Below are 22,918 nucleotides of genomic sequence, written 5' to 3' on the forward strand. Positions count from 1 at the left end.
GCAGAAGGTGAGGGAGCATTACACGTACTACGGAATCAGCGGAACCACGCGGAGCCCCACGCGCTCCCTTGACTAGGTGGTGCACACGTGGCGCAAGTGGCTGGGACGCCGCTCGCAGCGCGCCGAGCTGTCGTGGAAGAAGATCGCGCGGATCTGCGGTGCTGTCCGCTGCCGTCCGCCTGCATCATCCATCGCTTCTGCACGCTCGCAGCGAACCCATGAGTGTTGACGCGCACCCTGGTTGAGGGAGCGGAGCCCGAAATCGAGCCGGCTGCGTGATGGGGTCGCGCCGCCCGCCCATCGTCGGCGAGAAACTGGAGCGCCACGCCCGATGAGGTAGCAGGCGGGCAGGAGGACGGGAAGAAAGGTGCGCAGAGGGTGCGGCAACACCCTCATGCGCGGGCCCCGGAAACCCCTGCGAAAAGAGAACCGGGACACCCGAGGAGTCGTCCGTTTCGAGGGCGACGTCAAGAACTGGCCACCCTCGGTGGACGAGGGCCGGCCGAAGCGCTGCGTGGCGTGTGGGCGCGGGGCCTACGAAGGCGGCGGGCTGGGCCTCCATGGGCATGGGCTCGTCGAGCGCCAGCAGCGTGGCCCGCCGACTCCGGACGGGGCGCCGGAATGCAGGGTGGTGCTCTGTCGCCGCTACCGCTGCAAGCCCTGTGGCGCGGTGATGCGCGTGGTGCCGCCGTCCGTCTGCCGACGCAAGCACTTCAGCGGGGAGGCGATTGCCTTCGCCCTGGCGCTGTGGGCCCTGTGCGGCCTCGGCGCCGAGGCGGTGCGACGGCGGACCAGCGACTGGACGCGTCGCGGGGACTCCGCCCGGGGCTGGCGGTCGCTCGCGAGGTGGGCGCGGCAGTTGGGGACGCGGCAGTTGTTCGGCGCACTCCCGCTCGGCGCGGTGGCGGAGGGGCTCCGGGCGCTCGCGGCCCGCGCGGCGCAGGCACTCTGCGCTCACGCGCCGCTCGCGTGGCGGGGTACGCCGCTCGCGCATCAAGCCTTCGCTGGAGCCCGCCATGTGAGCTGATGGCCATCACCGCGAAGTGGCTGGGCAATCCGCGCCCACCGCGTTGGGCACGCTCCCAGCGGCCCAGGCGGATGCGAGGGGAGAGCTTCCCGCGAAGACCGCGATGGACGCGGCGGCGGGAAGGAGACCTCCATGGACGCGCTTGTCCCGAAGGACCACGGCGAAGAGATTGCCATCTTCCGCAGCCAGGTCATCGGCCCGGTGGTGCACCGCCAGCTGACGCGCGGAGAGTTGCGCGGCGCGCTGAGGGAGCTGACGCGGCAGAAGTTCCGTCCGCCCGGAGCCGAGCGCACGCGGCACTTCAGCGTGCCGACGCTGGAGCGCTGGTACTACCGCTTCCGCAAGCACGGCCTCGCCGCACTGCGGCCCCGGCCGCGGAAGGATGCGGGCCGCGCGAAGGCACTCGATGAGCGGCAGAAGCAGCTCATCTGCGACGTGCGGCGCGAGCACCCGAGCGCGTCCGCGGAGCTGATTGTCGCGACGCTGGTGCGCCAGGGCAGCGTGCGCGAGGACGCGGTGAGCGCGGCCACCGTGCGGCGGCTGCTCGCCGAGCGCGGGCTGGACCGCGTCTCGCTGCGCGGCACGAGCGAGGGGCTCGAGCGCCGACGCTGGGAAGCCGCGTACCCCGGCGCGCTATGGCATGGCGACGTCTGCCATGGCCCGGTGCTCACCGGCGGCACGAAGTGGGAGCCGCTGCGCATCCACGCACTGCTCGACGACAGGAGCCGCTACGTCGTCGCGCTCGAGGCGCGCTCCACCGAGCGCGAGGACGACATGCTCGGCCTGCTGGTGCGGGCCGCGCGCCAGCACGGCGTGCCCGAGACGCTCTACCTCGACAACGGCTCCACCTACTCCGGCAAGGCGCTCGCCACCGCGTGCCCGCGCCTGGGCATCGCCCTCGTCCACGCCAAGCCCTATGACCCGCAGGCGCGCGGGAAGATGGAGCGCTTCTGGCGCACGCTGCGCGAGGGCTGCCTGGACCACCTGGACCGCTCGCTGCCCTTGGCCGAGGTGCAGCGGCGCCTCGACACCTTCCTCGCCCGCCACTACCACTCGCAGCCGCACGCCTCGCTCATGGGCGACACGCCCGGCCTCGTCTGGGGCTCCCACCAGACGCGCCTCGTCTCCGAGACGCAGCTGGCCGAGGCGCTCACCGTGCGGGCGCGCCGCCGCGTCTCCCGCGACGGCGTCGTCAGCCTTGACGGCCGCCTCTTCGAGGTGCGCCACGGCTTTCTCGCTGGCCGTCTGGTGAATGTCGCCAGCTGTCTGGTCGAAGGGCTGCCCGCCTCTGTCCGCGTCGAGCACGACGGCCGCAGCTTCGAGTTGCAGCCGCTCGACGTGCAGGCCAATGCCCGCGCCCACCGCGCACGCAGCCCCGTCCCGCCCGCTCCGTCCGTCCCCTTCGACCCCACCGCCCCCGACCTGGAGTAACCCCACTATGTCCCAGCAACTCCTCTCCGCCTTCGGCCTCGACCACCTGCCCTTCACCAAGGAGATACCCGACGCCGAACTCTGGTTGCCTCCCTCGAAAGAGTCCGTCGTCACCGACATCGTCGACGCCCTCGAGTCGCGCCAGTCCGTCCTCGTCGCCGGTGAGCCCGGCGTCGGCAAGACGTGCGTCCTGCGCGCCCTGCGCCATCGCCTCCCAAAGGAGCGCTTCCGCCTGAGCTACTGCCATAACGCGACGCTCGGCCGCCGCGACTTCTATCGCCAGCTGTGCCTGGCGCTCGGGCTGCAGGCGAAGGCCACCGCGGCCGCCGTCTTCCACGCCGTCACCACGCACGTGCAGGAGCTCGCCACCAGCCGCGTCCACCCCGCCTTCCTCCTCGACGAGGCGCACCTGCTCCACCCCGACGTGCTCGGGCACCTGCATATCCTTCTCAACTACGACTGGGACAGCCGGCCCCTGCTCTCCGTCGTCCTCGTCGGCCTCCCCGAGCTCGAAGCCCGCCTGGCCACCAGCCTCCACAAGCCGCTGCTGTCACGTCTGCACACGCGCGTGCACCTCGCCCCCGTCTGCCTCGAAGACTCCGCCGAGTACCTGCGCCACCGCCTGCGCCTGGCCGGCTGCGACCGCGAGCTGTTCCCTCGTGACGCCGTCGCGCTGCTCCACGAGGCCAGCGAGGGCGCCCATCGCGAGCTCGACCGCCTCGCCCAGTTGTGCCTGCGCGACGCCGCCCGCCTCAAGCGCAAGCTCGTCGACGGCGAGCTCGTCCGCGGCGTGCTCGAGCGCGCGCAACTCGCCGCGTAACCCTTCGGCCTCGGGACGCCATCATCGGCCGTGGTGGCGTCCCGGAGCCGGGCCCGATGGGCATCACGCACCCCGACGGCTCGCCTGCGCCTGACGGATGCCCATCAACCAGCCGGTTTGCTCGTCTATCAGCAGACGTGCGCGTCAACAAGTTGCGAGAACTTCTGGAGGTCGTCTGGGACGAAAGGGCGCTTCCAGCCGGAATGGAGTACTCCTCAAACGAGATAATTGTCAGCCTAAGGGGTGGATCAGTTGGTTACGGCACCGCCCCGCTTGAACTTGCTCTATCCAAAAGCGCTGAAATACGAAGTCTGCTCTACCGAACAGCTGAGTGGGTGCGCCGCGAGCCGCTCAGGCGTGGAGGCCTTCCCAAGAAAGAGATCCTGAGCGCAGTTCAGGCACGTGCAACACAGGCCGTCGCGGGAAGCTATCGTTTTTCTATTAGACTAGTCGAGCCGGCTCAAATGGAGCTGTTTGATAAGTCGGAGATTGAGGTAGAGAACGTTGCAGATGCTTTATTTGATGTAGTGCGCAAGGTCTCTGATTCAAGCCCTAATGCAGCCCAGGAGTTGCGCACATTTGTTCCCGATGATGGGTATCGGCAAGCGCTAATCAAACTGGTGCGAAACATCGTGCCGAGCGATAAGAGCCTAGGCGAGGTGGAGTTGACGCGAGTCCACAAGTCTGGAACCAACGACGATCCTGAGAGGGAATCACTGCTTCTGCATAGCGGAGTGCGAGAAACAATATCGCACGTTTTGCGTCAAGAACTCGATGCCAATGTTAACGAACAAAGCGATGAGACCGAAGTTCGTGGAACACTGCGAGCGCTCCATCTAGATCAAAAATGGCTTGCCGTTGTCAAAGACGACGGAGCCGAACAGAGATGTGTAACACACCAAGATGTCCTTGATGATGTAGTTGGCCCGATGGTCAATCGACGTGTGGTTGTACGTGGGCGATGGACCGGTGTTGCCCGACGCAAGTTCCTACTGAGCGACATTGACCTTGACGCGCGAAGTTAGGTCAATTTGATGTTGGGAATTTACTTCGTCTACTAGTGCGCCGCCCGCTGGGTGACGAGCCGGTTGAGCTCCGTGCCCGGCGTTGCAATCTCCCGGGCCAGCCGGTCGAGCGCATTCTTCAGTGCCGCTCTGCACTCGGAGATGTTGGTGCACTCCTCGGTCGCTTCATACAGGCGTCTGTGCACGGCCTGATGGTACTTCTCGGCATGAGGACCTTTGTGGCCCTGGATGGGGACCTTGTTCTCCACGTCTCTCAGCGTCATGCCGGCCCTGGCGAAGAGCTTCCTGAATCGCGGAGTCCATGGCCCACCGCGCTGCCTGGACTTCTCGTTCTTGTTCGTGGCGATGTGGTGGATCTGGACCTTCCCACCCCCGCCGTGACCCTGTGCGGCCATCGCCGTCGCGCCGGGCGCCAGGGCGATGGTGAAGCCCTCGCCCGCGAGCGCCACCGTCTCGACCTCCGCCACGGCGGGCAGCCAGAGGCCTACCTGCGACTCGGCTTGTGCCGCAGCCTGTGCGGAGCCAGGAAGCTTCGGCACCTTCGTAGCGAAGCCTGCCATCGTGTTGCCGATGGCCGCCGTTGCCAGCATGGCGAAGGCACGTGCGGCGTTCCGGCCCATCACTCTCCCGTAGCTTTCACCGGCTTCCTGGAGCTCTTCGAACGTGGTTGCTCGGTCTGCCTCATCCACGAGTTGCTTGAATCCGGCGATGAGCCCCCAGAAGGTATCCACCCCCAGGTAGGCAATGAGTACCGCAGTCATTGTCGCGGCGATGCCCTTGGACAGGGGCTCGGGGACTGTCCAGAGGATGAGATACGTCGTGCAGGTCCATAGTGCCGCGGCCAGGAGGGCCCTTGGGTCCGCCATGTCCTTGAAGGCCTCCAACATCTCTTCCTGGATGGCGCCCTGCGCGAACGCCATGGCGAGCGCATAGCGGCCGTCTCCGGTAACGGTAGGGTGTTCACCCAGGAGGCGGAGACAATCACCGCGCTGGCCGGTGCGCTCGCACCAGCGCAGATAGGCTCGTGTCAGCACGACCTCCGTCTCGGAGAGCTCTGGAGCCAGTTGCTCGTTCGGCTCAAGGGGGATGAGCCGGCGGTCTCGTGGCTCGTACAGGTACGTGCCACCGCGCGCAGCGACCTCGAAGAGCTGACTCGCGGCGGCTTGTGGCCGAGCGACCGGGGGAACCTGTCCCGCCAGGGATGCCATGGCCTCCTGGAACTCAGCCCGGTCCAGTACCACAAGGCCACCTTCGTCCGCATTCGGAACGTGGACCCATGGTACTCCATCACCCGTATCCAGCCGGACCTGGCGAACGTTGCCGCTGCATGCGGACGCCACCAGTAGCAGTACCGTCATTGCCTTCCATGGCACCATGGGTGAACCCTTCCCGTCCGTCTGAGCTGGACTGGCCGAGGCGAGGCAGCGACCAGGTTGCCGGGCTCCGCGCGTATCAGCAAACATAGGGGACCGCATGGCACACATCCACCTCGTCGTCGGCCCGGTTGCAGCGGGGAAGTCTACCTTTGCCCTTCGGCTCGCCCAGCAGCACCGCGCCGTGCGGATGAACCTGGATGAGTGGATGGCACAGCTCTTCCGACCGGACCGCCCGGAGGTGGGCGTCATGGAGTGGTACATCGAGCGCACCGCCCGCTGCATCGAGCAGATCTGGAGACAGACGACGCGGACGCTGGAGGTGGGCACCGATGTCGTGCTCGAGATTGGCCTCATTCTCCGGCGCGACCGCGAGCGGCTCTATGAGCGCGTGGACGCCCGGGGAGATGCCCTCACCATCTACGTGCTGGATGCCCCCCGGGACGTCCGCCGGGAGCGGGTCCTGCAACGCAACCGCGAGAAGGGGGAGACCTTCTCCATGGAGGTGCCACTGGCCTTCTTCGAGCTGGCCAGTGACCGGTGGGAGCCCCTCGACGAAGTCGAGTGCGATGGCCGCGACGTGCGGTTCATCTCCACGGAGAAGGGCGCGTCTACCCCACCTGCGGCGGCTTGAAGCACAGCCGCACCACCCCGTCACGGTGCAGCGGACGCAGGTGCTCGGGCAGCGCTCCCTGCACGCGGAAGGACTTCACGTAGTAGCTGCCGCTCTCCACCACCGGCAGCCCGTGCTCCGCCAGCCACGTGTGCACCCAGGCGCGGCGCTCGGCGTCCACCGCCTGCATCCGCTCCAGGTCCACCGCCATGAAGGCCCGCGCCGCGATGGCGTTGAAGAAGTACGTGTGCCAGTTCCACTGCGTCTCGAAGCGCTTCCGGTACGGGTGGTCCTTGTGCACCAGCGCCACGCCCAGCTGCGACGCCGTCAGCCCGAAGCCCCGGCTGAAGCTGATGGACAGCACCGCCCTCGGCAGCAGCGGCAGCAGCTGGCTCGCCACCTCCGTCCGCTCCGTCGCGGACAGCGTGGGGTACAGGTTCAGGTTGAGCAGGCTGTGCGGTGACGCCCCCAGGAAGGCCAGCATCTCCTCCGTCACGTGGCCGTTGCGCACCGAGGGGATGCACAGACACGCGAGTGCTCCGGGCGACTCCGCGTCCCAGCGGATGCCCTCCTGCTGCGTGCAGCCCACCGTGAAGCCGTGCCAGTCTCCGGGGTACAGGCGCACCGGCTCCCTCGCGGCCACCGCCTCCACCAGGTGGCTCATGAAGTCGCAGTCGCTGCCCGCCGCGAAGGCCACGTAGTCGTCGAAGCGCCACACCCCTCCGCTCAGCGCGCTCAGCCGCGCCTTCACCCTGGGCACCAGCTCGTCGTGGAAGAAGCGCAGGCCCCGCGTGTAGTGCTGCGTCAGGTCGTCCGCCGTCAGCCCCTCCGCCGCGCGCCGGTAGGCCTCCGCCCCCGCCGCGTACCCCACCGGCAGCAGCGGACGGAAGGTCTCCACCGCCTCGGGCGGCAGCGCCTTCGCTAGTCGCTCAGCCGATACAACAGGCTCCGCGAGTCCTCCAGTGAGGCGTACACGCTCCCGTCCGACAGGAGATTCAGCGAGCGACATGTCCCGTTCTCCTGCTCCCATTGCGGCGTCGGCTCCCGGTAGTAACAAACCTGCACCTCTTCCATACGACGGATGACCGGGCCCCAGGGCAGGCGTCCCACCACCTGTCCCTGACCCTCGAAGACGTCTTCTTCCACCTGGTGCTCGCGCGCCCATTTATCCGCCGGGGACTCGCGGAACACCGACTGCTCGTAGGCCACGTAGGTGTGCTTGAAGGTGAACTCGCGCACGCCCAGCGGGGCCAGGGCGCGGATGTAGCGCCACGCCTCCTCGCGCCCGTCCACGTGGCCCTTCGCCATGACGCAGGTGGCGCGGACCTTCAGTGGTTTTGCTGCTTCCAGGAAGGCCTCGCGCAGCGGCGCCTGCTTGCCCATCAGCGCGCGGTTGTCCGCGTCGTCCACCGCGTGACGCGACCAGCAGACGTAGGAGAGGCCCGCCTCGGCCAGCTCCTCCGCGAGGGCTCGCGTGAGGAAGGTGCCGTTGGTGAACAGCGCCAGCTCATCGAAGAAGCGGCGGCCCTCGCGCACGAGGTGCAGCACCAGCTCCGGGCGGAGGAGTGGCTCACCGCCTCCGGTGATGACCAGACGCGTGGCTCCGCGCTCGCGCGCGTCGCGGTAGTAGCGCGCGAGGTCCAGGCGGAGCAGGTCCGACTTCTCGTGCTGGAGCGCGCTGATGGACGAGCGCGAGAAGCAGAACGGGCAGCGCAGGTTGCACGCCAGCCGCACCGGCAGCACGCTGCACGTGAGCGCGCGGCAGGACTCCCAGGGGACGAGCTGGGGCAGGGGCCTGGCGGCGCTCATCGTCCCGCCTCCCCGAGGACGCGCTCCAGCTCCAGCCGGGGCAGGGCCTCCATCAGCAGCGCCCGGCGCTCTCGTGGCACGTGGTGCCACGCGGCGCACAGGTCATGCTCCTGGACTCCCAGTCGCTCCAGCTCCTCGCGCGCCCGCAGCCGCAGGTCGCGCTGGTGGGACTGGAGCGCCCGCCGCAGCGGCTCCGCGCGCGTCTCCGCCGCCTCCAGCTCCGCCACCAGCCCGTCCAGCGCGTGCAGCGCGCCCTCCACCGCCTCGTCGTACGCCCGTCCTCCGAGCGCCTCACGCAGCTCCGCCGCGTCCGTCACTTCTTGCGCCAGCGGCTCCACGTCCTGGAGCGGAATGGAGCCGGGACAGTACGCCACCGTGGCCAGGTCCACGGGCCGCGTGGCGCGCGCCACGTACACGCCCGGCACTCCCGAGCGCCATGGCTGCACGTGCAGCGGCCTCAGGAACACCAGCCGGCCCGTGTTCTCGTGGTCCGTGTACGGCTCACGGAAGTCCACCGTGCGCATGTAGAGCAGCGGCGTCAGCGGGCCCGCCAGCCGGGGCAGCGTGCCCCGGAGGTAGCGGCGCAGCGCCACGGGCCCGAGGTCGCGGTAGAGCACCGGACACGCCTCGTCCGGCTTCAGCGCCGCCAGCGGCGCGCCCGTGTGGAACCGGTAGCGCCGCAGGTCCTCCTCCGGGTACTCCGTGCCGGCGCTCGCGGGCGTCTCGAGCATGGCTACCACTTCCCTCGAGGCGTCAGCTTCGCGTCCTGCTCCGCGCGCAGCTGCTTCAGCTTCCCCTGCCGCCCCTCCGCCGCCTGCTTCGCCCGTTCCGCCTCCTCCAGCAGCCGCGCATAGTCCAGCCGCTCCAGCCTCAGCGTGCTCTCCTCCTCCGTCTCACCCTCCAGCCCCGCCCCCAGCGCCTTCACCCAGCGTCGTGCCAGCTCCTCCAGCCGCAGCGGGCTCTGGCCCAGCAGCTCCAGCGTCAGGAGCTTCGCCTCGCCCGCGAAGCCCACGAAGCCCTCGCGCACGTGGTGCCCCACGCCGTGTTTGCGCGCCAGCAACGCCACCACCATCCCCACCGCACGCTCCGACAGCACCTCCGTCACCAGCGCCAGCCGCCGCCACCCCTCCGCGTCCAGCGACTCGCACATGTCGAGGAAGAGGCCCGGGTGCACCGGCTCCAGCCCATGGCCTCGCTGGAAGTCCGCCAGCCGGGCGCGGAGCAGCTCCGGCTCCACCTCCTTGCGCTCCAGCGCGGGACGGCGCGCGGCCAGGGCCTGGCACAGCGCGGGCAATGACAGCCGGGGCCTGTCGTCAACCGGCCCGGACGGGCCAGACGGGCCGGACGGGCCGCTCTTGCGGCCGAAGAGCCTCTCAAAGCGCGACATGGCGCTCCTCCTGGAAGAGGGCGTGCGCGAGCGCCGCCGCCACCTTCGGGAAATCCTCCAGCTCCACCACCTCGGCCACGCGCGCCCCCAGGCCGCGGTAGCGGGCCACCATCTCCGGCACGGGCTGGTGCAGCAGCAGCACCAGCGGCGCGGAGGCCGCCGCGGCCTCGGCGAAGATGCGCGCGTTGTCCTTCCTGGAGGCGTAGTTGTGGTCGAAGTCCCGGTCGGTGATGACGACGCGCGTGGGCTGACGGCCACGCTGGTCCCTCACCGAGTCTCCCAGCCGCCTGAAGGGGAATTCCGTCCCGCCGCCGATGTAGTGCATGAGGAAGCGCGACATCTCCACCTCCGAGCGGCACCACTCCCAGTAGGCCACCGTCTCCGACGAGTACAGCACCGCCCGCACCCACCCGCCCGCGCGCACGGCCCCCACGCAGAGAATCTGCGCGGCCAGCGTCATCGCGTTGAGCGTGGTGCGCGGGTCCGGCATGGAGCCGGACACGTCCAGGTAGATTTCCACGCGCGGCTGCCACAGCGGCACGTCCAGGCCCTCGTAGTCCGCGATGCGCTCGCGCTTGAGCGGCGCCACCGCGCCCAGCCTGTCTCCCCGCAGCGACAGCGTGGCCAGCCAGTCCACCGAGGGCAGCGCGTCTCCCAGCTCCCACTCGTCCAGCGTGGTGGGCACCACCGCCTCGCCCAGCGTCAGCCGGTCCGGGGGGCGCAGCAGGTAGCGCTCCGCCTCGAGGCGGTAGTACGCGGCCATCACCTCCGGCACCCCCTCCGCGTTCGCAGTGCCCTGGCCGGGCAGCGTGGCGATGCGCCGCTCCCGACTCTTCTCTCCGACGAGCCGCTCCCCGTTCTCCTTGTCCAGCCAGCCCTCCGCCACCGCGCGGCGCACCGCTTCCTTCTCCCGCGCCCCGGGCGTGAGGGCGTCCGCCCAGTCCTCCGGGGTCGGCTCGCCACGGCAGCAGGACAGCGGGTCCGCGCTCTCCGGCAGGTCGAGCCTGGGCGGCTGCACGTAGCGGCTGGCGATGGACACGAAGTAGAGGAACTGCGTGTAGAGGTTGGGGCCCAGGTGGAAGAGGTTCTGCGCCACCAGCTGCGCGTCCGCGCGCGCCTCCGGGAAGTGCTTCGAGAAGTCCGTGAAGCCCGCCCCCATCAGGGAGCCCGGCTCCAGCCGCCACAGCTCCTCGTAGATGGAGAGGTAGAAGAGGAAGGCCGGGTCCTGCTTCCACTGCACGTCCTTCTGGAAGGCGCGGTAGATGGCGGTGAGCTGGGCCCGCAGCGCCTCGTCGGCGCCGAGCTGCTCGTTGATGAGCAGGTCGCAGAAGACGTTGATGAGCGAGTAGTCCCCCAGCGGCAGCAGCGTCTTCTCCATCATCCGCAGCCGCGCGGAGACACTGAGGCTGCCCGGGTAGCGCACGTGGTGCCCCACCTCGTGCGCGAGCACCGCCTCCAGGCTGCCCAGCAGCTCGCGGCCGCGCAGCTCCCGGGCGTTGAACCAGACCTGCCGGGTGATGAGGTCGATGTGCGCCAGCGCGCAGCCCTCCTTCGCCGCGCGCGGCTCGCCCAGCAGCAGGAACTGGGACCAGCGTCCCCGGGCCCGCTGCCAGCTCTCCTCCACCTGCTGCTGGAGCCGCGGCTCCAGCACTTCCTGCACGGGTGCCTGCTTGCGGGCCGCGTCAGTCATGGCGAGTCCAGCACCCACAGCCGCTGCGAGTCCACGGCGCTGGCCACCACGTAGCCACTGCGCGCCACGAGCGTCCGGTGCGGCGTGCCCAGCAGCGGCAGCGCGGCCTCCTTCCCGTTCACCCGCGCCGTGTTGCTCGTCACCTCCAGCGCCGGGGGCACCTCCACCGGCCCATGGCCCATGCAGGGCTGGAGGCCGAGGAAGCGCGCCTCGCTCTGCGGCGCGAGGAAGAGGCCCACGTGCACGCCGTTGTCGCGGCGGTCGTGTACGCAGAGGACCATGGGGGCCGCCAGGTGCATCTCGCCGGGGAGGAACTCGTCCATCACCTTGCGCGTGTCGAGGATGGCCAGCGAGAAGGGGCCGGAGAAGGTGGACGTGCGCACGGGCGCGAGCGCCGGCGCCAGGGTGGTGGTGAGGAAAGCGTCCAGCTTCTCCAGCGCGGGGGCGCTTGCCGCCGCCGAGGCCACGTAGCGGTTGAGCCAGACGGGCTGCCCCGCCAGGCCCTCACACAGGTTCCACGTGCGCACGAGCAGCGCCACCGCCTGCTCCTCCGGGTACGCCGGCAGCTGCGCGAGCGACAGCTGCAGCAGGCAGCGCGCCATCAGCGTCATCGAGTCGGGCATGGCGCCCTTGCCGGACAGGAGGTGCTGCGCGCTGGCGCGGTCCACGTGGCCCAGGCCCACCGCCTCGGCGGTCAGCTTCAGCCACGCGCCCACCACCCGCTCCCGCCGGGGCCGGGCCTGCAGCGCGCCCCACAGCGCCGCCCCGGGGCCGCGGACCAGCGAGTCGAAGAGCTCCGGGTCCCACCCCGAGTGCCTGCGCTCACCGTCGGCGGCGACCTCGCTCGCCAATGTCTCCCAGGGCTCGCTCATGCGCCCTCCGCCTTCCCGCGCCGCTCCAGGTTGTGGAGGTACGCGCCGTAGCGCCCGTGCAGGTTCTTGAGGAAGACGAGGTCCTCGTGCACGGGGCCGTTGAGCTCCTGCTTCTGGAGCACCTGCTCCATGACGCGCTGGATGTCGCCCATCCGCTGGCGGACCTCGCCAGCATGGAGCGTGGCCGTGCGGACCTCCGCCTGGGCCTTCAGCCGCGCCACCGGCTCGCGCACCTTGGCGTAGGCCGCCTGCTGCACCACCGCCGCGTCGAAGAGCTGCCGCACCCAGCCGACCTTGTCGAGCAGGTACACCGCGTGCTCGGGCTTCTGGAAGAAGGCGCTCTGCGGGTTGGGCTTGAGCTTGTCGTGCAGCGCCCAGGGGAGCACCTGGCGCAGGTCCTCCACCGTCACCTCCGGCGAGCCCCGGAAGTAGGCGAGCGCCTTGGAGAAGAGGAGCACGGCCTGGTACGCGCGGGCGGAGACGCCGTTCTCCGTCTGCGTGCAGAGGTTGACGCTCTTGTCGAGCGGGCAGTCCTCCGTACACACGTGCGCCACCCGCCGGCCCGCCAGGTGCAGCGTGTCCTTCAGCATGTACTCGAGCTGCGTGGAGGCGCGCTGGCAGAACTCGAGCTGCCCGGCGAAGAAGCCCAGCAGCTCCAGCACCGGGGCCGGCAGCGGCACGGCGCGCACCTCGGCGTCCAGCGCGTCCAGCTCCTCGGGCGTGAAGACGATGTCCGCGGGGACGAACTGGCCCGGCGCGGTGCCCTCGGTGATGCGCCTGGCCAGCGTGTCCAGGTGGTGCGAGTGGAAGGGCATGCTGCGCACGACGAGGTCGATGCGGTCCTTCAGCGCCTCGATGACGGGGAAGGTGCCGCCGCCCTGGTCGTCGTTCGCCGTGAGGAACCAGGCGGAGCGGCCGCACTCCACCACCTGCTCGAACATCTCCGCGTAGCCCTCCGCCATGAGGGACAGCAGCGCGGACTGTGTCTTGGTGGGGATGCGGTTGTACTCGTCGATGATCTTCACGCGCTGGGTGAGCCAGCGGCGCCAGGCGACGCGGATGGTCTTCGCGTCCTCGGCGCGGATGAGCTCGCTGGGCAGCGGGCTGCCGAGCAGGTCCGTCAGCGTCAGCTGCGGGTGGCCGTGCTGCACGCCGCGGCGCACCTCGTCCGGGGCGCCTCCGGCGATGAGGGCCACCAGCGTGGCCATGGTCGTCTTGCCGCGCCCGGGCGCGCCGACGAAGAGCAGGCGCTGCGAGGTGGCCAGGTTGAGCAGCGGCAGCAGCACGTAGGCGGAGTAGCCCACCGGGCCGAGCTCCACGCGGGTGCCTCCGCCGTTGAGGACGACGGGGTCTCCGAAGTGCACGTCCTGGTACGGGCTGACGAGGGCCTGGGTGGAAATCCAGGTGTACGCGCGGCGGAGCTTGCCGGCGAGCGCGGAGACGGTGCGGGGCGCGAGCCGGAGCTCCAGGTCCGGACCGAGGGTGGCACGACCCTGGAGCCACGAGGCGACGAGCTGGGAGGATTCCATGACGGACGCGCGCGAGTAGAGCACGCGGCCGGGGGCTGGAACCAGATGGGCTCCCGGGCCCCCCGGGGAGGGGGGCGACGCGTGCGGGCGCTACCGACGTGCGAAGCGTGGACGTCTGACTTTTCGTGCTTGCGAGACGGGGCGCCCGCACTCCGGGCCCCTGCCCGTCACGCGCGCGCAGTGACGGGCAGGGTGGGGGACTCAGGGCTCGGTGAAGAGCTCCGCGGAGGAGTAGATTTCGGGCTCCTCCTGGCTGGTGCCGCCGACGATGAGCACCTGACCGGAGGGCAGCCGCGTGGCGGTGTGCCCGGTGGTGGGCGAGTCCGAGCCAATGACATCCAGGCTTTCGTCCTCCGCGGAGAACAGCTCCGCGCTGCCGCCCATCTGGTTGCGCGTGCCGCGGGCGACGAGCACATTGCCGGAGAGCAGCAGCGTGAGGCTGTGGCCCCGGCGGCGCGTCTCGTTGGCTTCGAAGGCGTACTTCCAGGAGTCGTTCCCTGGCGAGTACAGCCACGCGCCGCTGTCGTACTGCCCGGTCTCCTGGCCCGTGGCCAGCACCGCGCCCGAGGTCAGCAGCGTGGCCGCGTGCCCGTAGAAGCGCGGCGGGTCCGCCACGCGGCTCCACGTGCCGGTGGACGGGTTGTAGAGCTCCGCGGCCGCGACGATGCCGTCGCCATTGATGGCGAGCACGCCGCCCGAGCCGAGCAGCGTGGCGGTGGTGATGCCGGAGACGGTGGACATGGCGCCCGTGGCCGTCCAGGTGCCGGTGGCGGGGTCGTAGAGCTCGGCGCTCTTCAGGGTGGTGGTGTAGCTGGTGCCCAGGCCGCCGAAGACGAGCACCTTGCCCGTGGGCAGCAGCACCGCCTTGTGGCCGCGGCGCGCGGTGAGCAGGCTGCCGGTGGCGCTCCAGGTGTTGGTGGCGGGGTTGTAGAGCTCCGCGGTCGCCAGGGCGCTGCCGTTGGAGCCGCCGACGACGAGCACCTGGCCGTCGGGCAGCAGCGTCGCGCTGTGGCCGGAGCGGGGCGTGCTCATGCTGGCGGCGGGGGCCCAGGTGTTGGTGGCGGGGGTGTACGTCTCACTCGTTGCCGTCACGGTGGTGCGGTCCGCACCTCCGGCGATGAGCACCTTGCCGTCGGGCAGCAGCGTGGCGGTGTGGGAATGGCGGGCCCGGCTCATGTAGCCGGCATTCGTCCAGGGGCTGGCGGCGGCGCTGGTGGTGAAGGCCAGCGCACACAGCCCGAGCCAGAGCCACGGCTTCGTTGCAGTCACTCGTGTCATACGGTCCTCGTGGTGGGTGGGTGAGGACCGCATTGTGGCGGGAGGGACCGACGGTCCGCGCGCCCTTCCTCGTCAACTGCCGGTGACGATGTGGGTCTTGCCACTTGATTGCAATATCGAGGCCGGCTCGGTATCAGGGGCCTGCTTCCTACTCCTCCAGCACATCCTTCTGGAAGTGGAGCTGCGCCAGCAGGAACGCCTCGAAACCCTCGAGCTCCGTCACGTCGCGCCGCGGGTCCACCCAGATGAGCGGAGCCTCACCCGTGGCATCGGACCGGGTGCCGTCGAAGGCGATGAACTCGTACGTCTCGCCCGAGGCGATGACGAAGCGGTGCAAGGGGGCGTGCTCGTCCCATTGGGTGTCGTCGTCCTGCGACGCGACGATTTCGCCCGCGGAGCGCAGCGACAGGTGCTCCGCCTGCATGTAGCCGGGGATGCCGTTGCTGACTCGCAGGAGCTGCCGGTACGACGGCGGCAGCACCATCCCCTGCTGCGCCAGGTGGGCTTCCAGCAGGGCCAGCTCCTCGGCGGGGACGGTGGCCGCAGGGTCGCTTCGGGCACCCGCTGTTTCCAGGTGCGGCGTTGGAGCGCCAGGGTTTCTTCCAGCAGGGATTTGAGCTCTGAGTCGGTCAATGTCGGGTGCATGGTGTTCGTCCTGCGCAACCTGGATTCGCCGCGAGCTTGAGCCGGAGGTCTCTCATGCAACGGAAGTACAGGAAACTCAATCCAGGAAAGAGGGGAGGCGGCGGGCCCGATGAGTGAACCCCTGTTCGACGACCTGCTCGGGCTCGCGTGCTTCGCACGGGTGGTGGAGCTTCGCTCGTTCACCCAGGCCGCCTCGGCGCTCGGGGTGTCCAAGTCCGTCGTCAGCTCGCGCGTGGCACGGCTGGAGTCGCGCGTGGGCGAGCGGCTGCTCATCCGCACCACGCGCAAGCTCACCGTCACCGATGCCGGCATGGGCGTGTACGCGCACTGCGCGCGGATGCTCCAGGAGGCCGGTGCCGCCACTCGCGGCGCCTCCGACGCGGGCCGGGGCACGCTGCGCCTCAATGCGCCCGTGAGCTTCGCGCAGCTGTACCTCGCCGGTCCGCTGGCGCGGTTCCTCGCCGCGCATCCGGACACCACCGTGGAAGTCGTCTTGAGCGACAGGCTGGTGGACCTCGTCGAGGAGCGCGTGGACGTGGCCATCCGGATTACGCGCCTGCGGGACTCCAGCCTCGTGGCCCGCAAGCTGGCCACCACGTCGCTGCACGTGTGCGCCTCGCCCGCGTACCTCGCGCGGCGTGGCACGCCCGAGCGTCCCGAGGACCTGCTCCACCACGACTGCCTGCGCTACACGCACCTGCGCTCCGAGGACGAGTGGCGCTTCTATGGCCCGCAAGGCCGCATCCGCGTGCCGGTGTCCGGCTCCCTGGCCACGGGCAATGGCACCATGCTGCGTGAGGCCGTGGCCGCGGGCATCGGCCTGGCCATGCTGCCTCGCTTCATGGTGGACGCGGACCTGCGCTCGGGGCGGCTCGTCACCGTGCTGGACGACTTCGCGCCCAGGCCCATCGGCATCTACGCCATCCATGCGTCCGGCCGCACGCCGGCCCCTCGTCTGCGGGCCCTGCTCGACGCGCTGGCCTCGGAGTTCCGCACCTCGAAGTGGGGATGATTGTTCTCGTGGCAGAACGATTCGTTCGGGACGCTCGCCTTCCGGGGCGCCCGTGACGAAGGCATTCCATGGAGCGTGCGAGGGGGAACCGTCCTCCTCCCGTTCCAAGGAGTCTGCGTCATGAGCCGTTTCGAGACCTCTCCCGCCCTCGGCGCCACCGTCCTCCGCATCGCCCTGGGCGCGGTGTTCCTCGCGCACGCGGGGGCCAAGGCGTTCATCTTCACCTTCGCGGGCACCGCGCAGTTCTTCGAGGCCCACGGCTTCCCCGGGTGGACGGCGACGCCCGTGTTCCTCGTGGAGTTGCTCGGCGGCCTCGCGCTGGTGGCCGGCTTCCGCACGCGCCAGGTGGCGCTGGCGCTGGTGCCGGTGATGCTCGGTGCGCTCAAGCCCCACGTCGCGAACGGGTGGATGTTCACCAACTCCGGCGGCGGCTGGGAGTACGTCGCCTTCCTCATCCTCGCGCTCGTGGCGCAGGCGCTGGTGGGCAGCGGCGCGTACGCGGTCGATGGGCTTCGCGAGCGGCGCGTGGCTCCGGCGGGCCGCACGGCGAGTGTGGTGGGATGAGGCTCCGTGCCCTCATCCTGAGGTGACGATGATGAAGCCGTGAGGCTCGGGCGGGCGCCGCGTGGGACATAGCTCCTGTGCGCGCGCACTTCCCGTTGAGGGGCGGGAAGCGGTCTGGCGGGCACTGCTGTTTCACGGTGTCCCGCGCGCCGCGCCCCAGGACCTTGGAGCTGGGGCCGCTGGCTCACCGGTCCACCCGTGAGCAGCAGTGCCCGCTCGGGTCGTGAAGCCATGCTCGGCGGGCTCGAGGGCGCCGGGAGTGCGTGGAGCTGTTCCTCCTCCGCACTGCCCGGGGCCGCGCGCTCAGTATTCCTTCAGGAGTGCGGCGGCCGTCGTGAGGCCCAGCCTCTTGAACGTCGCCGAGAGCTTCGCCTTCGGAATCAGCTTCTTTGCAGCCGCCTCGACACGGAGGAGCGAAAAAGCGAGCTGATCGAGCGAGGTGAAGGCCGGCGCGACAGAGCCTTCCTCGTGCGCGTAGCGGACGACCTCTCCCGTTTTGACGTCGAGAAGGAACATCTCGCCGGACCCGTCGCTCGCGATGCCGACGTACTTGTCGTCGGCTGCACCGTACAGCTCCTCCTTCTTGCAGTCGAAGCCGTAGCTGTCGAAGTCGAACGCGAGGGTCATCGACGGCACTCCCCCACCCGTCACCACCTCGTCCAGCGCGCGACCCGCGGGAACGGCGCGAACCTTCTTGCTGCCGGGCTTCGACACGCGCGGCGCCTTCGGGAAGAAGCGCGCCGCGTCCGCCGCGAAGTCACCGCGCTCGATGTAGCCGGCGAGGGTGCTCGCCTCGATGGTCTCCCCCCACTCGGTGAGCGTGGGCTTGCTCACGTCGAGGGGCGTGCCGTCCTTGCCAAAGTACGTCGTGCTCTTCAGCTTGCCCTTGACGAAGACCGCCGTCAGACGATGGGGCCAGGGCTTCGGAACCTTGAAGACCTTGGGCAGCAGCGTGGTGCCGGCGTGCTCGAACAGTGCACCGTTGACCGGCCCGACGACCCACTCGAGGGTGCCGTCAATCATGCCGTCACGCAGCTCGAGCCGCAGCTTGTCCGGGAAGTCGAAGCCGGGGCGGAAGCGCACCTCGACCAGCGCACCGTCCGCGAACGTCGCGAGCATCGTGGAGGTCGGCCCCTTCGGCAGGCCGAGCGCCGCCTGCATGGCCACACGCGGCGCGTGCTCGGACATCTCGTGAATGGCGAGTGACCACTTGACCTCTCCATCGAGCTTGCCGGCCTTGCGTGGGGCGTCGAGCAGCAGGAGACCCGACGGATGGATCCACAGGCGCTCGCGCGAGTCGTTGGGGCTCCCCTCTCGCCAGAGGTTGGCGTCAGCATCGAAGGTGGCTTCAGGTGGCACGCTCTTGGGTCGCAGGGCGGTCGTCATGGTGCCGGACCATACCTGGGGGATGAAGAGGCGCTACCTGCAATCTGCCGAGAATGGCACGGCTGGCTGCCGTGGAGTCCGCGGGTCGGACGGATAGGTCACTCGCCCCCGGCTGATGCGTGCGAAGGCGGTCAGCCGGTGCGGCGTGGCCCGTGCGACGCTTTCGATATGCAGCACCTGGGCGCCACGCGCCACCAGCGCATCGGCGACCAGGGAGCGGTGACACCGCCAGCGGAGCGCCTCCGCGCACATCAGGGCCGGTGGACCGTGTGACAGCTGGTCGTGCAGCTCGGAGAGGCCTTCCTCGAACTCCGAGGTCTGCATGTAGTCCGCGTACGCGCGGAAGCTTGCGTTGCGCCAGGCGGCGTTCGCGCTGCTCGTCGGGGCGCCTCGCTTGCGAAGGCCGCCGAGGTTCGCGAGGTGCAGGTAGCGGATGCCGACCGTGGGGAGCGTCTTCTCCAGTGCATCGCTGTTGAACTGCGGGTTCGTGCGCGAGCGCGGCATCTTCCGGATGTCGACCACGGTCGCCACGCCATGCGCCCACAGGAGCGAGACGAGCTCCTCGATGGGGCGCGTGGAGTGCCCCACCGCGAACACCGTTGCCGAGCTCCAGCGGTGGAGACGTGTCATGGGGCCGGCCTCCAATGAACCAGACCACCCATCATGGCAGCGGACAGTGTGCGCTCCTTGGCCGAGGTGGAACATCCTGCAAGCGCTTCATGAGCGTGTGCATTGGCAGGGCTCTCGTCATCCTGCCTTGCGCACATGGCCGGTTGCCCCTGTGCCAGGGAGTTGTCTCAACGGCCAATTGGCCAGGGGCTGGGGCTTGCTTGTCTTTCCTCACGGCGGTTCGCTAGAAAGCGCGCCATGCCTCGCCATCCGCTGCGCTCCTTCCTGCTGCTCGCCTGCCTGCCTGCCTTTGTCCTGGCATGTTCGGACGACCCCGACGAGCCTCCCGCCACACCACGCGCGGCCCTCATCATCGACCGGGCGTCGCTCGACTTCGGTGAGGTGGAGGTGGGCCAGCGCTCTGAAGAGCACCTGTTCACCGTGCGCAATGCCTCACCCGCCGCAGTGGAGTCGGTGTCCGTCGTCACCACGGGCACCGGGTTCTCCATCTCCGCCAGCACCTGCGAGCGCTTCCTCGATGCGGGCATGGAGTGCCAGGTCCGGGTGCGCTTCACGCCGACGCTGGCGGGCAGCAATGAGGCCCGGCTCCAGGCGGAGGGGGCTCCCGACGGGGACCACGCCGTCCTCACGGGCCGTGGCTTCACCCAGCTGGAGATTCGAGCGCTGCCCGCGGGGGCCACGCGCATCGTGGCCAGTGAGGGCATGGGGGCCTGCACCGGGCCCTGCACCCTCACCATCCGGAAGGCCGAGGTGACGCTCCGGGCCGAGCCCGCCGGGTTTACCCGCTGGGGCGGCGCCTGCGGCACGACGACGTCGGCGACCTGCTCCATTCGCATGGACGGACCCAAGGTCGCCTCCCTGGAGGAACTCACCCCCGTCCTTCAACAGGAGCTGCGGCTGACGCGCCAGCCTCGGACCGTGAAGGTCGCCTCCAACGGAGACGTCGTCGTCCATTACGGCTCCACCGTGACGCGGTTCGACAGCTCGGGCCAGGTCCGGTGGTCGCTCCCGGCGTCGGTCGGCCCCTCGGCGATGGACCTCGACGCCCAGGGCAACGTCTACGCGCTGAGTTACGACGGACGGGTCTCCAAGTACGACCCGGACGGCAGCCCCCTGTGGACCCGCCCCCCGGGTGCCGAGACGTACTATGGCCAGCGGCTCTCGGTGACTCCGGACGGCCGTGCCTGCTTCCTCGTGGCCCTGGGACCTTTCGAGACCGGGAGTCGGTTCCGGCTCGTCGCGCTGTCTTCCCAGGGGGACGAGCGCTGGAGCCGTGAGTTCAACGAGGGCCCCTACAACTACCCCTCCGAGATGGGCGTGGACGCGGACGGCGCCGTCTACCTCTCCGCAAACGTGCTGAAGCCGAGCTCCTCCATGGCCGGAAGCTTCGAGCACGTGAAGAGCTGGTTCCGAAGGCTGAATGCCGACGGCAACGTCGTCTGGGAAAAGCCCTCCGCTCCGGCCGTCTTCAGCGTCCGTGCCGACGGCGTGACGTTCATCTACAGTTGGGGTTCCAGAGGAACCGGCTTCACCGCGTTCAACCCGGATGGGACCGAGCGGCCCCTCATCGCGCTTCCCCCAGGAGCGGAGCCCCCCCTCACGCAGGAGTTGACGCCCTCGGGCGTGATGCTCATCGGCGGGTACCGGTTCCCCGCGGCGGGCACTTCCGACACGACCACGGGCTGGTTCGCGGCAGTGGACCTCACGGCAGGGAAGCGAGGCCCTGTCACCCTCATCAACGGGAGTGAGCCGTCCAAGGCCAGGGTCCGCACGCTGGCGCTCATGCAGGATGGACGTGTGGTAGTGGGAGGCGGCTTCAGCGAGAACCCCGATGAGTCAGAGGGCTTCCTCCGGTTCTATGACCCTCGCGTGCTCACCGTGGACGTGAGCACGCTGTAGCTCACGGCGCCGCGGACCAGGCCTCCACCTGCGCCTCGCGCTCCCTGGCCAGCGCCGTGCCCAGCCTCACCGGGTACGGCGGTCTCGCCGGTGCCAGGGCCCGCACCCCGGGCGGGAGGCGTGACACCTCCCGCTTCGCGTGCTCCCGGACGTCCCTCAGCGGCGGTGACGCGCCCGGCAGCCGCTTCCCCGCGCGCATGACGGGCCGGAGCAGCGGCCGTCCCGCCTCCACGTCTCCCCGCCGCGTGAGCACGTCCCCGCGCGCCTCGCCGTCCTCGTAGCACCGGTACACCTGCTTTGCGCCGGGGAGGAGCACCTTCCCCTCCGACAGCTTCACGCGCTCGCGCCCCGCGTACTCCACCAGCTTGTACGCCATGTCCAGCGAGGGCGCGTCCGCGGACACCCCCATCGCCGTCCCCACGCCGAAGCCGTCGAAGGGCGCCCCGTGCGCCACCAGCCGCGCCACCGCGTCCTCGTCCAGCCCGCCGCTCGCGTACAGCCGCACGTGCTCCAGCCCCGCCTCGTCCAGCAGCTGCCGCGCCGCCTTCGACAGGCCGAGCAAATCTCCCGAGTCCAGCCGCAGCGCGCGCACCCGGAAGTCCTCTCCCAGCTCGCGCGCCAGCCGGATGGCGTGCTGTACCCCGTGCAGCGTGTCGTACGTGTCCACCAGCAGCGTCGCGTCCGGGAAGACGCGCACGAAGGCGCGGAAGGCCGCCAGCTCGTCGTCGTGCGCCTGCACGTAGCTGTGCGCCATGGTGCCCGCCAGCGGAATGCCATACCGCTGCCCCGCGAGCACGTTGGACGTGGAGTCCACGCCCGCGACGTACGCGGCCCGCGCCACCTTCAGGCCCGCGTCCACACCGTGGATGCGCCGCAGGCCGAACTCCATCACCGTGCGCCCCGCCGCGGCCTCCACCACGCGCGCCGCCTTCGACGCCGCCAGCGTCTGGAGGTGGACCTGGTTGAGGAGGTACGTCTCCACCAGCTGCGCCTCCGGCAGCGGCGCGCGCACCTCCAGCAGCGGCTCCTCGGCGAACACGGGCGTGCCCTCCGGCATGGCGTCCACGTCGCCGCTGAAGCGGAAGCGCTCCAGCCAGCCGAGCAGCCGGTCCGAGAAGCGCCCCTGGGAGGCCAGCCAGTCCAGCGCCTCCACGTCGAAGCGCAGGTGCTCCAGCACGTCCAGCGTGTCCTCCAGGCCCGCTGACAGCAGATAGTTGCGCCGTGCCGGCAGCCGCCGCGTGAAGAGGCTGAACACCGCCTCGTCCCACAGCCCCTCGTCCAGGTACGCCTCCACCATCGTCAGCTGGTAGAGGTCCGTCAGCAGCCCGGTGCCGGCCTCCATGGCGTGCCTCCCTTGCCGCTCACACCGTGGCCCCCGCGCCTCCCTGCGCCAACGACATCATCACCCAGCGCTCCAGCTCCGCCCTGGGCAGTGCGCCGCTGCGCCGCGCCACCTCGCGCCCGCCCGCGAACACCACGAACGTAGGAATGCCCTGCACGTGCAGCGCGCTGGCGGCCCGCGGGTGCGCGTCCGTGTTCAGCTTGAGCACCAGCAGCCGCCCCGCCTGGGCCCGGCCCACCGCGTCCACGATGGGCGCCGCCGCCCGGCAGGGCCCACACCAGGGCGCCCACAAGTCGAGCAGCACCGGCAGGGGCGAGCCGAGGATGGCCCGGTCCAGGCCCTCGCCGTCCACCTCCTGCGGCGCACCGGAGATGTCCAGCGCGCCATGGCACCGGCCACACTCGGGCGCGCCCGATGGACGAGGCTCACGCACGCGGTTGAACGCTCCACACTTCCCACAGCGGAACATGGGCAACCTCCCTTCGCGAACCCTTCCAGCAAACCTAGGGCCTGGCGTGTCCGCGCGCGGCTTTCGAGGGCTCCCTCGCACGCCGGCCCCCTGGAGGGCACCGGGCGCTCGCCCGCC

The 22,918-nt window shown here is 70.0% G+C and carries 22 protein-coding genes; 8 read left to right on the forward strand and 14 right to left on the reverse strand.

The features are described 5' to 3' along the window. The first annotated feature begins 628 nt into the window (after positions 1 to 628). The 4 genes from LXT23_RS41830 to LXT23_RS41845 all read left to right on the forward strand — a co-directional run bounded on the left by LXT23_RS41830 (position 629) and on the right by LXT23_RS41845 (position 4,303). The gene (locus LXT23_RS41830) at positions 629 to 1,027 is read left to right on the forward strand and encodes a hypothetical protein (protein WP_253986078.1); all 399 of its coding nucleotides are present in this window, start codon (positions 629 to 631) and stop codon (positions 1,025 to 1,027) included. Between the two features lie 132 nt (positions 1,028 to 1,159). Continuing rightward, entirely contained in the window at positions 1,160 to 2,458 is a 1,299-nt protein-coding gene (locus tag LXT23_RS41835) for a helix-turn-helix domain-containing protein (protein ID WP_253986079.1), read from the forward strand. A gap of 7 nt (positions 2,459 to 2,465) precedes the next feature. Next, positions 2,466 to 3,278, forward strand: coding sequence for an ExeA family protein (locus LXT23_RS41840; RefSeq protein ID WP_253986080.1), 813 nt, complete (start codon positions 2,466 to 2,468; stop codon positions 3,276 to 3,278). Between the two features lie 56 nt (positions 3,279 to 3,334). Beyond that, positions 3,335 to 4,303: a hypothetical protein gene (locus LXT23_RS41845; protein ID WP_253986081.1), complete on the forward strand. Its 969-nt coding sequence runs from the start codon at positions 3,335 to 3,337 to the stop codon at positions 4,301 to 4,303. Between the two features lie 32 nt (positions 4,304 to 4,335). On the opposite strand, the gene LXT23_RS41850 is transcribed toward LXT23_RS41845, so the two are convergent. Beyond that, complete coding sequence (locus tag LXT23_RS41850; protein WP_253986082.1) at positions 4,336 to 5,679, reverse strand: AHH domain-containing protein; 1,344 nt, start codon at positions 5,677 to 5,679, stop codon at positions 4,336 to 4,338. A gap of 97 nt (positions 5,680 to 5,776) precedes the next feature. Between LXT23_RS41850 and LXT23_RS41855 the strand changes: the two genes are divergently transcribed. Next, positions 5,777 to 6,310, forward strand: a complete 534-nt coding sequence (locus LXT23_RS41855) for an AAA family ATPase (RefSeq protein WP_253986083.1) — start codon at positions 5,777 to 5,779, stop codon at positions 6,308 to 6,310. Here LXT23_RS41855 and LXT23_RS41860 read toward each other — a convergent pair. The 9 genes from LXT23_RS41860 to LXT23_RS41900 all read right to left on the reverse strand — a co-directional run bounded on the left by LXT23_RS41860 (position 6,288) and on the right by LXT23_RS41900 (position 15,338). After that, positions 6,288 to 7,187, reverse strand: coding sequence for a PLP-dependent aminotransferase family protein (locus LXT23_RS41860; RefSeq protein WP_253986084.1), 900 nt, complete (start codon positions 7,185 to 7,187; stop codon positions 6,288 to 6,290). The genes LXT23_RS41855 and LXT23_RS41860 overlap by 23 nt on opposite strands. Before the next feature lie 23 nt (positions 7,188 to 7,210). Beyond that, positions 7,211 to 8,098 (reverse strand): radical SAM protein, encoded by an 888-nt coding sequence (locus tag LXT23_RS41865; RefSeq protein ID WP_253986085.1) that lies wholly within the window; start codon positions 8,096 to 8,098, stop codon positions 7,211 to 7,213. Beyond that, a complete protein-coding gene (locus LXT23_RS41870) occupies positions 8,095 to 8,829 on the reverse strand; it encodes a hypothetical protein (protein WP_253986086.1) in 735 nt (244 codons plus the stop codon). Before LXT23_RS41870 ends, LXT23_RS41865 begins: the two co-directional genes overlap by 4 nt. Before the next feature lie 2 nt (positions 8,830 to 8,831). Beyond that, positions 8,832 to 9,485 carry a hypothetical protein gene (locus tag LXT23_RS41875; RefSeq protein WP_253986087.1) on the reverse strand — a complete coding sequence of 218 codons (654 nt, stop codon included), beginning with the start codon at positions 9,483 to 9,485 and terminating at the stop codon, positions 8,832 to 8,834. After that, positions 9,472 to 11,175, reverse strand: coding sequence for a hypothetical protein (locus tag LXT23_RS41880; RefSeq protein WP_253986088.1), 1,704 nt, complete (start codon positions 11,173 to 11,175; stop codon positions 9,472 to 9,474). The genes LXT23_RS41875 and LXT23_RS41880 overlap by 14 nt, the downstream gene beginning before the upstream one ends. Further along, on the reverse strand, positions 11,172 to 12,047 hold the full coding sequence (locus LXT23_RS41885) for a hypothetical protein (RefSeq protein WP_253986089.1): 876 nt from the start codon (positions 12,045 to 12,047) through the stop codon (positions 11,172 to 11,174). Before LXT23_RS41885 ends, LXT23_RS41880 begins: the two co-directional genes overlap by 4 nt. Beyond that, positions 12,044 to 13,576: an AAA family ATPase gene (locus tag LXT23_RS41890; RefSeq protein WP_253986090.1), complete on the reverse strand. Its 1,533-nt coding sequence runs from the start codon at positions 13,574 to 13,576 to the stop codon at positions 12,044 to 12,046. The genes LXT23_RS41885 and LXT23_RS41890 overlap by 4 nt, the downstream gene beginning before the upstream one ends. Positions 13,577 to 13,777: 201 nt before the next feature. Further along, positions 13,778 to 14,854, reverse strand: a complete 1,077-nt coding sequence (locus LXT23_RS41895; protein WP_253986091.1) for a Kelch repeat-containing protein — start codon at positions 14,852 to 14,854, stop codon at positions 13,778 to 13,780. A gap of 148 nt (positions 14,855 to 15,002) precedes the next feature. Continuing rightward, positions 15,003 to 15,338 carry an SMI1/KNR4 family protein gene (locus LXT23_RS41900; protein WP_253986092.1) on the reverse strand — a complete coding sequence of 112 codons (336 nt, stop codon included), beginning with the start codon at positions 15,336 to 15,338 and terminating at the stop codon, positions 15,003 to 15,005. A gap of 270 nt (positions 15,339 to 15,608) precedes the next feature. On the opposite strand from LXT23_RS41900, the gene LXT23_RS41905 reads away from it, so the two are divergent. Beyond that, positions 15,609 to 16,511 (forward strand): LysR family transcriptional regulator, encoded by a 903-nt coding sequence (locus LXT23_RS41905; protein WP_253986093.1) that lies wholly within the window; start codon positions 15,609 to 15,611, stop codon positions 16,509 to 16,511. Between the two features lie 120 nt (positions 16,512 to 16,631). Then, positions 16,632 to 17,075 carry a DoxX family protein gene (locus LXT23_RS41910; protein ID WP_253986094.1) on the forward strand — a complete coding sequence of 148 codons (444 nt, stop codon included), beginning with the start codon at positions 16,632 to 16,634 and terminating at the stop codon, positions 17,073 to 17,075. A 303-nt stretch (positions 17,076 to 17,378) separates the two neighbouring features. Here the strand turns inward: LXT23_RS41910 and LXT23_RS41915 are convergent, their stop codons facing one another. After that, complete coding sequence (locus LXT23_RS41915) at positions 17,379 to 18,461, reverse strand: SMI1/KNR4 family protein (RefSeq protein ID WP_253986095.1); 1,083 nt, start codon at positions 18,459 to 18,461, stop codon at positions 17,379 to 17,381. A 33-nt stretch (positions 18,462 to 18,494) separates the two neighbouring features. After that, on the reverse strand, positions 18,495 to 19,091 hold the full coding sequence (locus LXT23_RS41920; RefSeq protein WP_253986096.1) for a DUF488 domain-containing protein: 597 nt from the start codon (positions 19,089 to 19,091) through the stop codon (positions 18,495 to 18,497). Between the two features lie 237 nt (positions 19,092 to 19,328). Between LXT23_RS41920 and LXT23_RS41925 the strand changes: the two genes are divergently transcribed. After that, a complete protein-coding gene (locus LXT23_RS41925) occupies positions 19,329 to 20,990 on the forward strand; it encodes a choice-of-anchor D domain-containing protein (protein ID WP_253986097.1) in 1,662 nt (553 codons plus the stop codon). A 1-nt stretch (position 20,991) separates the two neighbouring features. Here LXT23_RS41925 and LXT23_RS41930 read toward each other — a convergent pair whose 3' ends face one another. Together LXT23_RS41930 and LXT23_RS41935 are read right to left on the reverse strand one after the other, a co-directional pair. Further along, positions 20,992 to 22,332: a nicotinate phosphoribosyltransferase gene (locus tag LXT23_RS41930; protein WP_253986098.1), complete on the reverse strand. Its 1,341-nt coding sequence runs from the start codon at positions 22,330 to 22,332 to the stop codon at positions 20,992 to 20,994. Between the two features lie 19 nt (positions 22,333 to 22,351). Continuing rightward, complete coding sequence (locus LXT23_RS41935) at positions 22,352 to 22,801, reverse strand: thioredoxin family protein (protein ID WP_253986099.1); 450 nt, start codon at positions 22,799 to 22,801, stop codon at positions 22,352 to 22,354. Positions 22,802 to 22,918: the final 117 nt, after the last annotated feature.

This window comes from Pyxidicoccus xibeiensis, assembly GCF_024198175.1.
Taxonomy (GTDB): domain Bacteria; phylum Myxococcota; class Myxococcia; order Myxococcales; family Myxococcaceae; genus Myxococcus; species Myxococcus xibeiensis.